At 50.8% G+C, this 14,068-nt stretch carries 9 protein-coding genes; all 9 read right to left on the reverse strand.

The genetic code is table 11. From position 1 onward, the window contains the following. On the reverse strand, nucleotides 1-1,176 hold the full coding sequence (locus EKM87_RS09145) for an ATP-binding protein (protein WP_125684016.1): 1,176 nt from the start codon (nucleotides 1,174-1,176) through the stop codon (nucleotides 1-3). Between the two features lie 31 nt (nucleotides 1,177-1,207). Beyond that, nucleotides 1,208-3,856: a cation-translocating P-type ATPase gene (locus tag EKM87_RS09150; RefSeq protein WP_125684019.1), complete on the reverse strand. Its 2,649-nt coding sequence runs from the start codon at nucleotides 3,854-3,856 to the stop codon at nucleotides 1,208-1,210. 447 nt (nucleotides 3,857-4,303) lie between these two features. Then, nucleotides 4,304-5,752, reverse strand: a complete 1,449-nt coding sequence (gene ffh, locus EKM87_RS09155) for a signal recognition particle protein (protein WP_125684021.1) — start codon at nucleotides 5,750-5,752, stop codon at nucleotides 4,304-4,306. 19 nt (nucleotides 5,753-5,771) lie between these two features. Continuing rightward, entirely contained in the window at nucleotides 5,772-6,113 is a 342-nt protein-coding gene (locus EKM87_RS09160; protein WP_125684023.1) for a putative DNA-binding protein, read from the reverse strand. Between the two features lie 385 nt (nucleotides 6,114-6,498). Next, a complete protein-coding gene (locus EKM87_RS12535) occupies nucleotides 6,499-7,284 on the reverse strand; it encodes a hypothetical protein (protein ID WP_225428426.1) in 786 nt (261 codons plus the stop codon). Between the two features lie 294 nt (nucleotides 7,285-7,578). After that, on the reverse strand, nucleotides 7,579-9,093 hold the full coding sequence (gene ftsY / locus EKM87_RS09170) for a signal recognition particle-docking protein FtsY (protein WP_125684025.1): 1,515 nt from the start codon (nucleotides 9,091-9,093) through the stop codon (nucleotides 7,579-7,581). Beyond that, on the reverse strand, nucleotides 9,093-12,647 hold the full coding sequence (smc, locus tag EKM87_RS09175) for a chromosome segregation protein SMC (protein ID WP_125684027.1): 3,555 nt from the start codon (nucleotides 12,645-12,647) through the stop codon (nucleotides 9,093-9,095). Before smc ends, ftsY begins: the two co-directional genes overlap by 1 nt. 17 nt (nucleotides 12,648-12,664) lie before the next feature. After that, nucleotides 12,665-13,354: a ribonuclease III gene (gene rnc, locus EKM87_RS09180; protein WP_125684029.1), complete on the reverse strand. Its 690-nt coding sequence runs from the start codon at nucleotides 13,352-13,354 to the stop codon at nucleotides 12,665-12,667. A 96-nt stretch (nucleotides 13,355-13,450) separates the two neighbouring features. After that, nucleotides 13,451-13,702 carry an acyl carrier protein gene (acpP, locus tag EKM87_RS09185; protein ID WP_125684031.1) on the reverse strand — a complete coding sequence of 84 codons (252 nt, stop codon included), beginning with the start codon at nucleotides 13,700-13,702 and terminating at the stop codon, nucleotides 13,451-13,453. Nucleotides 13,703-14,068: the final 366 nt, after the last annotated feature.

The raw sequence follows: 14,068 nt of genomic DNA on the forward strand, positions 1-14,068 counted from the left end.
CTACACCTCGATTTGACTACCGCGCAACCCAATCTGTGTTAGCAAGTGATACAGCTGAGCCACTCCAGGACGAGCGGTCTGAACCGCTGCCAAATTTTCCAATAAGTCCGCTTGATCTGCCATGGTCTGTGCAATTGCAAACTGTCCATCGGCCGGGCAAACGGCTAACAGGTCCGCAAATCGCTGACCATTTTCGTTACTAGTCAATGGCCACTCACCGGCCTGCAGACAGTTTTGCAAAATCTGTTGCTGCTGCGCCGCTGAAAGAGTCTCCATCGTCGTCACCGCATCTGGCAGGCTCATCGCCTGCTCGACTGTGAGACCCGGTCGGTGTTGCGTCAAGAACCCAGCAAAAGCCGTGCCGACCGTCATGCCCAAATTTCCCTGCATGATGGCCGCCACGACTGCTGACTGACTAAAGAGATGCTGTGCGTCAAGTTCCTGCACCGCCCGTGACACCCGTTCCCAGGCTCGGGGGGTGGGTTGTAGATCATCGTCGCTGGCGTTATCCACGCCCACTACGTGTAGGTCCGCCGGATTTTCGGTTAGATACTGGGTGACCAGCGGGGTAATGCGTGGCTGACCAGCAACCACCGTCTTCGCCCACTGCAGCCAAGAAACCGTATCAGCCTGAAGGACCAGACGTGTCGTCCGGTCGGCAATGGCCGCATCGCCAGGGGTGACCCCGTAGTGGCTTTGCGTAAAACCAGCCATCGTGGCATCCGGATTTTCAGCTAGAATCAGGTGCACTTGTTCGGGCAATTTCAGCGTATTGATCTGCCGTTGCAAAACCAAGTTCATCAGCTCACTCTGAACGGCCTGCGACCCCCGGTTGAATTCATCTAAAAACCAGATGATTTCCTGCTGCGGGTGGGCTTCAGCGTAGCGGATCATGGCCACCAACGTGTGTGAATATCCAAACCGCACGTCAGCTAGTGAGCCGTACTGAGCCGTTTGCACGAAGGAATCGGCGGTCAATGGGGGTACTGGAATCACCAGGTCCCCCTTTTCCACCAAACTAACAACCGTCGTGAAAAGCTTTGCCTGACGTTGGGCCGCTAGGTCGGCCACTAACGCAGACTTACCAATACCGGCCTCGCCCACAATGGTTGGCACACTACCACTTGCTAAGATTACCTGAGTTGCCTGTAAACAGGCCTGATAAGTCAATGCCACCCGAATCACTCCTTCCAAATAACGCGATGCTTTATTTTAACACGCGCCGTTGGAAGAATTTAACGATTTCCACAATAACGATCATCATGAACGAAGCCAAAAGGACAATTCCCCATTGGAAGCCATCCAGATGAGCAACGTGGAACATGCTGTTTAAGCCTGGTACCAGAATGGTCATCGCTAACAGTGCAAAGGCAATCACAATAGCCCAGTTGAAGAATTTATTCTTAAACAAACCAACCGTGAAGATGGACCCGTGAATCGACTTAGAGTTAAACGCGTGGAATAGTTGAATCAACCCTAACGTTGCGAAGGCCATGGTCAAGGCATCGGCATGGGCCAATTGCGTTGCCTGATGCACGGGGTAGGTAATGGCTAACCAGTAGACACCTAACGTAATGGCCCCTTCCAGCAGGCCCTGGTAGACGATACCTCCGAAGACCCCACCGGAGAAGAAGTTCGACTGCCGGCCTCGTGGCTTTTGCTGCATAATGTTTTTTTCCATGGGTTCGACCCCTAAGGCAATCGCTGGTAACGTGTCGGTCACCAGGTTGATCCACAGAATATGCACGGGCGCTAAGATCTGCCAACCTAGCATGGTCATCATAAACAGTGTCAGTACTTCCCCCAGGTTGGCGGAAAGCAGGTACTGAATGGCCTTCTGAATGTTAGCAAACACTTTTCGGCCTTCCTCAACCGCCACCACAATGGTAGAGAAGTTGTCATCGGCCAGAACCATGTCGCTGGCCCCCTTGGAAACTTCGGTCCCGGTAATTCCCATCCCGATACCAATATCGGCAGCCTTCAGGGCGGGAGCATCGTTGACCCCATCTCCAGTCATGGCAACGACTTTGCCCCGCTTCTGCCAGGCATTGACGATGCGGACCTTGTGTTCGGGAGCCACTCGAGCGTACACCGCGTAGTCGCTCACTTTCTTGGCAAAAGTGGCATCGTCCATCTCATCAAGTTCGGCCCCGGTAATCACGGCAGCGGTCTCACCCTTGTCGATGATGCCCAGCCGCACCGCAATGGCGGCGGCCGTGTCACGGTGGTCTCCAGTGATCATCATTGGCCGAATCCCAGCAGATTTGGCATCCGCCACGGCCTGAGCCACTTCCGGTCGTTCAGGGTCGATCATGCCGACCATCCCGGCCAAGATCAGGTCATTTTCTACCGTTTCACTGGTCATGTTCGTTGGTACCTGATCCGTAATGCGGTAGGCAAACGCCAGGACCCGTAAGGCCTGCGTCGCCATGTTGTGGTTCGTATCCAAGATGTGTTGCCGGTCGGCATCGCTCAACGGTGAAATCGCGCCGTCCTTGGCCAACCGCGTCACGCGCTTCAGCAACTCATCCGGCGCGCCCTTGACGGCAATCAGGAAGCGACCATCCGCTAAGGGGTGCACCGTGGACATAAGTTTTCGCTCGGAATCAAACGGAATTTCGGCAACTCGGGGCATATCCGTTAAGACCTGGTCAACCGGGTAGTTGCGATCCATTTGGTACTGCACTAGCGCCGTTTCGGTCGGGTCACCGGCCAAACCATCCGGCGTCACCTTAGTATCGTTACTGAGAATCATGACCTGCGCTAAATGATTTTCACGGTCAAAATCAACCGTGTGCGCATCGGTTAACCGTAAGTCTTCGTAAACCTTTTCGACCGTCATTTTGTTTTGAGTCAACGTCCCGGTCTTATCTGAGGCAATGATGTCGGTGCTCCCCAACGTTTCCACGGCGGGCAGTTTCCGGACGATGGCGTGCCGTTTGGCCATTCGCTGGGTCCCCAATGCCAAAGTAATCGTGACGATGGCGGGCAATCCTTCTGGAATCGCAGCAACGGCCAGAGAAATCGCCGTTAAGAGCATGTCGATCAGGCTCTCGGCCTGACGCCACATCCCCATCGCAAAGACGATGGCCGCAATCACCAGAATCAGGATGGTCAACGACTTCCCTAACTGGGTCAGGTTGGCCTGGAGCGGCGTGGTTGTCTCATCGGCAGCTTCAATCATGCCCGCGATTCGGCCGACCTCCGTCTGCATCCCAGTGGCGACCACGACTCCGGTTGCCCGACCGTACGTAACGTTAGAATTCATGAAGGCCATGTTGTGGCGGTCACCGATAGGCAGGTCTGCTCCCGTCAAGAGAGCATCCGCCTTTTCCACGGGTACCGATTCCCCGGTCAACGCGGACTCTTCGACCTTTAGCGAAGCCACATCGAGCAAACGCAGGTCAGCGGGAATGATATCGCCGGCTTCCAGCAAGACGATGTCCCCCACAACCAGCTCGTCGCTCTTAACGGTCATCACCTGGCCGTCGCGGCGAATCGTGGCGTTAGGCGCCGACATTTCCTTCAAGGCGTTAATGGCTTCCTCGGCCTTGGCCTCCTGAAAGACCCCAAAGATGGCGTTTAACACCACCACGACCAGGATGATGACGGCATCGACGACCTCACCAGTCAGCCCGGCAATTAGCGCGGCCACCAGCAAGACGATGATCATGAAGTCCTTGAACTGGGCAAAAAATTTCTGCAACAGGGAGGTGGTCTTCTGTTGGTTCAAGACGTTGTGTCCATTCGCCGAGAGACGTTCCTGTGCAGTTGCCGAGCTTAACCCGTGCTCGCTGGTTTGCAAGCGCTGGTACAAGTCAGCAGCAGATTCCTGATAAAACGGTAATTTGGCCATTTGCCAATTCCTCCTGAAGTGTGCTCGTAAGCCCATCTTTTTCCCATTTTCGGGGGTAAAAAAAGAGACTCACGCGTGCACACAAAATAAATTGTGAACACACATAAGTCTCACTATTTAAGGCAATCCCGGATTGGCAACTGGTCGACACCAGTTCCAAAGAAATCTTGCTGACGGGTATTGCCGCAGAATAATCCTGCTAGTTACTCCCTTATGGTTGCTGTGAAATTAGTATACCGAATTTTTTCCGTGCCGTCTACATAAATAGCCCACCAAATGTTAACGATACTTATTATGTCGATAAGTAACCATCACCATTATTAGCCGGTCACTTGCCGCTCAACCCCGTCCCACCGGGGTTAACAGTTCAAATGCTACCAGTAAATGTAACAAAAGGCCGGACGCCCAGTACCAGCTTCCTGGCACCGAGCTCCCGGTCATCACGGTCTACTTGCGCTTCTTACGCTTCAGCCGCTTCTTCTTATTCTTCTTCATCTGGCGCGACATCCGGTTCATAGCCATCTTTTGCATCCGGCCACTGATACCGCCGCCACCCATACCGGTGTTACCCATCAGCTGTTCCATTCCAGACATATTTCCTTTGGAGACCTGATTCATGGTCTTCTTCATCTGATTGAACTGCTTGATCATTCGGTTAACTTCATGGATCGGCCGACCAGCCCCAGCAGCAATCCGTCGTCGCCGTGAAGGGTTCAACAGATCGGGATTGGTCCGTTCCTGTGGTGTCATAGAATACACGACAGCCTTTAGGTGATCCATGTCCTTGGGATCCATTTGCACGTTTTTCAGAGCTGGGTTATTGGCCATCCCTGGAATCATCTTCATGAGGTCTTCCATTGGCCCCATCTTCTGAATCTGGGCAATTTGGTCCAAGAAGTCGTTGAAATCAAACGAGTTTTCTTGAATCTTTTCGGTTAATTCCTTAGCCTGCTTTTCGTCGTATTCCTTCTGGGTCTTTTCGATCAGGGAAAGCATATCCCCCATCCCTAAGATCCGCGACGACATTCGGTCTGGATGGAAGACATCCAGGTCGGTCATCTTTTCACCTTGACCAATGAACTTGATTGGCTTGCCAGTCACGGCCCGGATAGACAGTGCGGCACCACCACGGGTGTCCCCATCTAACTTGGTCAAGACGACCCCGGTCACGTCCAGCTTTTCGTTAAACCCTTCGGCGGTGGCGACGGCGTTTTGCCCAGTCATCGCATCAACGGTCAGTAAGATTTCATCAGGATGGGCCAACGCCTTAATGTTGGCCAGTTCATCCATCAATTGTTCATCAATTTGTAACCGACCAGCGGTATCAATGATCACGTAATCGTTGTGGTTTTCAGCGGCCTGAGCCAGTCCTTGCCGCACGATTTCTACGGGATCAACGTCAGTCCCCAACTGGAAGACCGGCACGTCGATACCTTCAGCCACCTGGACCAATTGGTCAATGGCGGCTGGCCGGTAAATATCGCCGGCAATCATTAATGGCCGGGCGTTTTCTTCGTTCTTCAGTTTTAAAGCTAACTTGCCGGCCGTCGTCGTCTTCCCGGCCCCTTGAAGCCCAACCATCATGATGATCGTTGGAATCTTGTCGGACTTATTTAGGGGAACGGCTTCTGCCCCCATCGTTTTGGTTAACTCTTCGTCAACAATTTTGACGATTTGTTGCGCTGGGTTCAGTCCTTCAAGAACGTCGGCCCCCATCGCTCGGTCACGAACCTGCTTGACGAAGTCCTTGACCACGGTAAAGTTAACGTCGGCTTCGAGTAAAGCCAACCGGATCTCACGCATTGTTTCCCGTAAATCACTTTCGGAAACGCGGCCCTTGCCCCGTAGTTTGCGCATTGCGCCTTGTAGTCGTTCGGTTAATCCTTCAAACGCCATTCGTATTGCCACCTAACTTTCATTGTTCTTCTAGATTTTCTAAACCCGCAACCAATCGATTTAATTTGGCATCGTGGGGGTAATTAGCCGCCACGTATGACTGAATTTCATCAGCCTGTTGATTGCGCGCTGTAAATTCTTGATAGAGATGCAGTTTACCCTCATAATCTTCGAGGATCTTTTCGGTTCGTCGCAAGTTATCGTAGACCGCCTGCCGGCTGACGTTGAATTCTTCAGCAATTTCACCCAAAGAATAGTCATCACCGTAATACAGTTGCATATAGTTGTTCTGCTTCGCGGTCAACAACGGTTGGTAGAACGCAAATAGGGAATTAATTCGATAGTTTTTTTCGATTTCCATGATTGGTCCTCCCACATAGTTACACACTCTACTAGAATACTGATTTTTAGCGGTTTCGTCAATTTTTTTCGCGTACTTTATGGTAACTAGAGAGTAGAAGACAAGGCGGTTAGTCAATAGGCCTTAACATAGATAGACGAATAATCCTGATCTCAGAATGTTTATCCGTCTGAGTTAAGCGGAGATGACTACCGTTTGTCACCGTTGCGACTATTTACGTTCGGAGCGAAAAAGGACGCATCTTTTTATCACAAATAATTAATTAACGTGTGTTAACTTTGAGGGACCCTAACAGTTTATCCACAAGGTTTAAAAAGATGAAGCGGACTTGGACGTAATCTCCAAGTTCGCTTCATCTTTTTAAATTCTACATCATAAAGAAATTTTACTTAGCGGGTTCGAGGTAAATGTAGGCATCACCACGGTTGGCGCCTTCGTCACCCCAGCCGTTATGAATGTCGATACCGATGTGCCAGCCCGCATACTTAGCACGAACTGTCGCTGGATAACCAGCAGCATTCAACAGTGGTTCATATGCTTGGAAGTAAAACGGTTGGTCATCAGACTTAGGATTTCGTAAGTGAATCAAAGTCTGGTTAGCCCCAACGTAGTCACCATCAACGGCATCAACTGGATAAGCTGCACCATTGGCTTCCCGGTTCAGTGACGCATCCGAGATGGTCCCTGGGAACAATTGCTTTAAAGCCGCCTTGAACTGGTCTTCATTTTTACTCCCCAATTTCCCCTGCGGTTCAGAAACCGTCACGGTCTGAGAAGGATGAGAGTTAGCAGTGGTCGTGGTAGTTGCGGTAACCGGTTTTAGATAACCCCGCCAGATCCAACCTTGTAAGGTCTTGTCCGCACTCTTAACGTGATAGTAAATAGCGTTGTGCCCTTTATACTTTTTGTACAATTTTTCGTGAGCGTCCGTGTACCAAGTAACCGTTGGGGTAACGTCATTGTTGCTGTAACGAATGCCCAAGTGCCTGGAGTACCGTGCCCCAGTAGTTGCTGTAAACGCGTGGCGTTTCATACTCTTGCGCCAAACCAGCCGCACAGACTTTGACCGTGACGCTGAATACTGACTATTCGCAGAAGCAGTCATGGTCGACATTCCTAAAATGCCCGCTCCTACTCCGAGAACTAATGCGGCCTGCATAACTTTTTTCATATAAATTCCTCCCATTTCAACCCCAAGCAGGCTAACGCCATCGGTTAAACACTTTGTCCATTAGTCTGCCAATGTTTAAGGTCTACTACTATTTTAGGACTAACTTAATCTTTTTGCACGTCAACTAGTCATTTACTATTTTCAATTTCTCCCGTTCAACAAAAAATCTGCTGTCCGTAATCAAATACACTGATTACCAACAACAGATTTTTTAAATCACAAAACTTCAAAAATAAATGATTCACCACAGTCTAGTATTAACGAAGGGCCATACTAAATTGCCTCATTTGCGCACTACTTCTCCAATGCCTTAACATCGATCAGACCCTTGAACAACCCGTAAACAAACTCGTTGGGATCAAACGGCCGCAAGTCAGAAATCTGTTCACCTAATCCAATAAACTTCACCGGTACGTGGAGTTCATTACGAATGGCCAAAACAATTCCCCCACGGGCAGTCCCATCCAACTTAGTCAGGACAATACCGGTCACATCGGTTGATTCTTTAAAGAGTTTGGCCTGGGTCAAGGCATTCTGACCAGTCGTGGCATCCAGTACCAGCAAGACTTCGTGTGGCGCATCTGGAATTTCACGGGTAATGATGCGTTTCATCTTAGCCAACTCATTCATCAAGTTGACCTTATTTTGCAGCCGACCAGCAGTATCTACGAAGAGAATGTCGTAATCCTCTTCCTTCGCCTTTTTCACGGCATCGAAGACTACCGCAGCGGGATCTGATTGTGGCTTACCCGTCACAATATCCACGTCCGCCCGCTTGGCCCAGACATCCAACTGTTCAGTCGCTCCGGCCCGGAAAGTATCGGCAGCGGCCAGTAAGACCTTCTTGCCGTCTTGATGGTAACGGTTCGCCATCTTCCCAATCGTCGTCGTCTTCCCGACCCCGTTGACCCCGACAAACAGGATCACGGTTGGACCAGAGCTGGCCACGTTCAGCGCAGTACTTTCATCGTTACCGGCCGCATCGTAGATTTCAACCAGTTTTTCAACCACCACGTTTTGAACGTCGGCGGATTTTTTAGCATTTTGTAATTTTACTTCATCGCGTAACTCATCACTGAGTTTAACGGCCATGTCGAAACCAACGTCGGCGCCAATCAAGGTTTCCTCAAGGTCATCGAAGAAGCCTTCATCCACGTGGCGGAAGTTAGCCAGTAAAGCGTTCAGGCGTTCACCGAACGTCTTTCGCGTCTTCTCCAACCCCTTGTCGTAGAGCTGTTCGTCCGTCTTTTCAGCCGGCTCACTGGTTTCAGAATCAACGGTTTTTGTGGCAGGTGCTTTTTCCGCAACCTTGTCGACTGGAGAATCTTCAACTGGCTGACTTTCAACTGGAGCCGCACTAGATACAGGTTCTTCAGTTGGTGCTTCACTAGTTACAGCATCTTCAGTAGTGGAACCCACTTCATCAGTAGCCGGATCATCTACTGACGATGCAGTGCTGCTTACGGCTGCTTCGGAAGCTGCCGGAACACTGGCTTCCGCTGGGGCTTCGGCAACACTAGCCGGTTCAGTAGCCGCCATACTAGTAGCTGGGGCTTCGCTGGTAGCCATCACAGAACTAACTGGTGCTACTTGGGCACTCACTGCTTCTGACGATGCCTCATCATCAGCTGACCCAGCTTGCCCAGTCTCAGCGGACGATGGCGTTGCCGAAGCTGGTGTCATCCCCGCATCGCTAGCCGCACTAGATTCAACGGGCGTTGCACTCGTAGGCGTTTCTACTGGCGCTTCACTAGCCTGACTTTCGGGTTCTTTCTTAGCCCGACGACGAAAAATATCAAATAATCCCATTAGGATTGCTTCCTTTCCTGAGTGGTTTCTTGGTCAAGGTCCACGGCGACCATCTTGGAAACGCCGGACTCTTGCATGGTCACCCCGTAAAGTATATCAGCTTGGACCATGGTTTCTTTCCGGTGGGTGATCACGATAAACTGCGTTTGATCTTGAAATTGGTGGATGTAGCGGGCAAACCGCGTCACGTTAGCGGGATCTAACGCCGCTTCCACCTCATCCAGAATACAGAACGGCACGGGTTGTACCTGTAAAATGGCAAATAGTAATGTAATGGCTGTCAACGCCCGTTCGCCCCCAGAGAGGAGCCCCATGTTCTGAAATTTCTTGCCAGGTGGCTGGGCCATGATGTCGATTCCAGTGGTCAGGAGGTCGTCCGGATCAGTCAAAACTAATTCGGCTGTTCCCCCGCCAAACATCTGGCGGAAGGTTGCTGTAAACTTAGCCGCAATGGCGTCAAAGCTCTGCTTAAACCGGCGCTTCACTTGGCCGTCGAGTTCGGTCATGGTCGTATTCAACTGTTCCTTGGCCGTCAAAAGGTCGTCTCGTTGCTTAGTCAGAAAGTCATAACGTTCCTTCACTTCCTGGTATTCATCAATTGCATTGAGATTGACCGACCCAATCTCGTCCAAGCCCCGCTTCAATAGCTTCAATTGCACAGCTAAATCATCGGCTGGTAGGTCACTGACATCTTGCTCAGCGGCCTTTAGGCTCAACTGATACTTTTCAGATAATTGATTTTGTTGCTGGCCGATCAGTGATGCCAACCGGGTCTGTTTAATTTGTGCTTGTTGTAATTCATCGTTAGCCAGTTGCAACAGGCCCGTGGTCCGCTGATTGGCTTCTTCGGCCGCGGCCAACGCATCGTTAGCCGTTGTCAAATCATCGTTAGTCGTTGCCAATTGCTTCTCGATTGCCTGACGGTCAGCCTGAGCCCGCTTTAGCTGAGCCTCGGCATCGGCCGGGGTCAGTGCTTGCTGGTCGGCCAACTGTTGCAGACTGGTTGTCACATCAGCGACAGTCTGTTGATCGGTTGAAATTGTATCCTGAAGAGTCTTCAGCGCCTTGGCCTGTTGTTGATGACGCTCTTTGGCCCCAGCCAGCCACGTCTGCTTAGCGGTCAACGCCGCTTGTTTCTGGGACTGTTCGGCGGTGACCATGGTGATTTGCTGCTGTAGCTGCTTCACAGCCTGCTCGGTCGCTTCAACCTGCTGTTCACCCGTACTGATCTGCTGAGCCAACTGACTATCCCGTTGATCTGCGTCACTGTCCTTAGCCTGTTGAATTTCCAATTCAGCCGCTTGGACCTGGCGGTTTGCCTGCTCCAACGTAGTTTGCGCAGTGGCTAAGTCGTCATCTAACTGACGGCACTGGGGTTGTAGCTCATTGATCGTCGTTTGCAGTGTTTGGCTCCGTTGCTCGCTAGCCTGAAGTTCAGATCGTTGGGCTTTAATCTTCGTTTCCTGAGCATTCAACTGCTGCTGCATGGTTTGAATCGACGTTTGCAACTGTTGAAGCTCCTGCTGTTGCCGCAGCACACTGCTGTGACTCTGGCGAGACTGTCCCCCAGTAATGGCCCCACTCGCACTGACCACGTCACCAGCGAGGCTGACGACCCGGTAGCGGTGATGGATTCGTTGACTGATGGCGACGGCACTGTCCAAATCAGCCGCGAGAATCGTCGTTCCCAGCAAATACCCAAGAATCGCCTGGGCGGACTGGTCAATTTTAATCAAGTCACTCCCAACGCCGAGAAATCCGGACATGCTGTGTAAGAGTTGTAAAGTGCCGTGGTCGATCTGCCGGCCCCGCACGGTACTTAGTGGCAGGAACGTTGCCCGACCGGCTCGGTGCTCTCTCAGGTAGCCGACAGCCGCCTTAGCGGTCGTTTCATCGTCAACGACCACTTGCTGCAACTGACCACCCAAAGCGTACTCAACGGCCGTGGTGTAGCGTTCAGGGACTTGTAGGAGCTCGGACACCGCCCCCAGCAATCCCCGGAAATGCTCCCGCTGCTTCAAAATCGCCCGGACACCCTGGTAAAAACCACCGTATTCAGCCGAAGATGCCTGCTGACTGGCAGCCTTGGTCTGAGCACGCTGGTAGACTTCCAGCGCAGCTTGCCAATTGTGCTGCAATTTTTGAAAGTTTTGTTGATGCTGTTGGTAGTGACCAGCTTCAGCATCCAGAGCTTGTTCCGCCTGATTTAAGGCGTCTTTTTTCTCCTGGGCCTGTTGCGTTAAAGCCGTGACCGTAGACTGAGCAGTCTGCGCCCGTTTCTTAAGTTCAGCCAGTTGTTTAGCCACCCGTTGGCCCTGCTGCTGCAGGCGCTCCTGGTTCTGTTGCAAGTATTGTTGCTGATTACGCCAGTTGGCCACACTTTGCTTCTGGTCGAAGTAGGTGGTACGCAAGTCCTCCAACTTTTGTCGTAAATCCGTCAAGGTCTTAGGATCTGTGTCATGGGTCAGTTGGCGAGCCTCTTTCTTAGCCGTTGTCATGGCCGCAGTTAACTCGCTGATTGACGCCTGCGCGGCCTTCACCGACGCATCATTTTGCTTAATTTGTTTCTGCAACTCAGTCAACTGAGTCGTTAGCCGTTGTCGTTGTTCATCCTGGTGTTTTTGCTGTTCACCAGATAAGTTAACTTGGCCTTGGCTCTGCTCCACCTGCTGTGTGGCGGTGACTAATTTGGCCTGTAAGGCATCCTTTTGGCCTAACAACGCTGCCTGTTGTTGTTTTAACCCTTGGACGGTAGCCGTCTGCGCTTGTTCAGCGTCTTGGTGAGTCGACACCTGATTCTGTTTCTCCTCAACCTGGGCGTCAGTCGCCGTCTTCTGTTCAAGTTCTGTGTGCAATTGCCGTACCAGTTGGGTCCGATCCAGTAGCGCATACCGTTTCTGCTGGTCCAGATAATCCTGTGCTAGGTTACTCTGCTCTTCTAAGGGTTGAAGACGCCCTTCCAGCTCCACAATGATGTCTTCCACCCGGTGCAGATATGCCATCGTATCGTCCAGTTCCCGTTGGGCTTTTTCCTTATGTTTACGGTACTTGTAGACGCCAGCCACCTCTTCAACAATACTCCGTCGTTCCTCAGGCTTGCTGTTGAAGATGGCTTCTACGCGCCCCTGAGAAATAATTGAAAAGGAGTCCTGACCCATCCCGGAATCCATGAGGAGTTCCGTAATGTCCTTTAGCCGACAACTCTGCCCGTTCAGCTGGTAATCACTGTCACCGTTGCGGTATAGAATCCGACTCAGTGTCAGTTCGGTATAATCGCTCTTTAAATAGTGGTCACTATTATCCAGCGTAATGGACACCGCCGCTCTATTCAGCGGATGACGATCCGCCGAACCCGCAAAAATGACGTCCGGCATCTTACTCCCCCGCAAACTCTTGGCAGACTGCTCCCCCAAAACCCACCGAACAGCTTCAGAGATGTTACTCTTACCGCTTCCGTTGGGGCCGACGATGCCAGTCATTCCCGGCAGAAAGTCAATTCGAGTCTTATCCGCAAAGGACTTGAACCCACTAATTTCTAATGTCTTTAACCGCATCGTTAGTCATCCTTACTCTACTTCAAATTCGCTAACGCATTCCGCGCTGCATTTTGTTCCGCATGTTTTTTGGAGTGCCCGTGGCCCTCACCTAACAGCTTGTCATCTACATAGACGGCCACCTTGAAGGCCCGGTCATTGTCGGGACCTTCTTCGTCCAAGAGCCGGTAATCAATGGCCACTGGCCCGTTTTTTTGAACCAATTCTTGTAGTTCTGTCTTGTGGTCAAAGAATTCGTCAAACCGGCCTTCATCCAGCTTAGGAAAGACGACCGTCGTCACAAATTCGACCACTTTATCCAAGCCCTGATCCATATACAGAGCGCCGATAAAAGATTCGAAGATGTCACATAATAGGGAATCACGTTCTCTGGCTTTAGCCTTCTCTTCCCCGCGACCTAACCGAATGTACTGATCAAAGTGGCATTCGCGAGCAAAACTAGCGAAGCTGACTTCATTGACCATGGCAGCCCGGAGGCGGGTCAAACGCCCCTGAGGCATCTTAGGGTAACGCCGGAAAATATAGTTGGAAACGACCAACTGCATCACCGCATCCCCTAAAAATTCAATTCGTTCATAAAACTTTAAACCTTGGTTAGGATGTTCGTTCACGTAAGAGGCTTGCGTAAATGCTTCGTCCAGCAAAGATTGATCTTTGAAATGGATGTCAAAGTTCTCTTCTAATTCTTTATTTAATGCCGCTATCACGCGTTAGTTCCCTCATTTCTGTTTAAATCCAAACTTACTCGTCATCAGATTGAAAAAGCCCGGGACGAAAAGTTGCGGCCCGGACTCGCTTAGTGCTTATTTTGATTCTTTTTGATGGCCTTCGATGTAATCTACCACTTCGCCAATGGTGTTCAACTTTTCAGCATCTTCATCGGAAATCTCGGCTCCAAACGTATCTTCTAGTTCCAAAACGAATTCAACGAAATCGATAGAATCCGCATCCAAGTCCTGCTTGAAGTTGAGTTGTTCATTGATGGCATCGCGGTCGGTTTCAAACCGATCAGCAATGATATCGGCAATCTTGTCAAAAATTTCTGCTCTTGTCATGTTTTACCCCTCGATCACAGTATTCAATAAGTAGTCTAACCGTTTTAGCCACCCTTGTCTAGCCAATTATAGACCTAACGACAGAGGTTGGTGCGGAACCGTGTTGCTGGGCTGATTTTAGTAGTCAAGTGGGCTGACCAAGATAATTGGTAGCGCCAATAAAATTGTCTTGTCCGGCTGAAAATTAACTGCAAGTACTAGTACCATACTCAGGTTTAGACCAAATATCACAGCAACCTAACTCCCGCTCACATGACAAACTTCCCAAGTCAGCTTACAAATATACCTAGATGACCGGTCAATTACCCAGCTAAACTAGCCGCAGGTTGTCAGGACAGGCACCGGCAGTGTCGGTAATGTTGGTAC

It is taken from the genome of Levilactobacillus yonginensis (assembly GCF_003946265.1).
GTDB lineage: Bacteria > Bacillota > Bacilli > Lactobacillales > Lactobacillaceae > Levilactobacillus > Levilactobacillus yonginensis.

Coding starts and splice junctions, on each gene's coding strand:
- ffh (WP_125684021.1), bottom strand. CDS start 5,752: ATGGCGTTTGAAGGATTAACCGAACGACTACAAGGCGCAATGCGCAAA.
- ftsY (WP_125684025.1), bottom strand. CDS start 9,093: ATGGGATTATTTGATATTTTTCGTCGTCGGGCTAAGAAAGAACCCGAA.
- acpP (WP_125684031.1), bottom strand. CDS start 13,702: ATGACAAGAGCAGAAATTTTTGACAAGATTGCCGATATCATTGCTGAT.
- EKM87_RS12535 (WP_225428426.1), bottom strand. CDS start 7,284: ATGAAAAAAGTTATGCAGGCCGCATTAGTTCTCGGAGTAGGAGCGGGC.
- smc (WP_125684027.1), bottom strand. CDS start 12,647: ATGCGGTTAAAGACATTAGAAATTAGTGGGTTCAAGTCCTTTGCGGAT.
- EKM87_RS09160 (WP_125684023.1), bottom strand. CDS start 6,113: ATGGAAATCGAAAAAAACTATCGAATTAATTCCCTATTTGCGTTCTAC.
- EKM87_RS09150 (WP_125684019.1), bottom strand. CDS start 3,856: ATGGCCAAATTACCGTTTTATCAGGAATCTGCTGCTGACTTGTACCAG.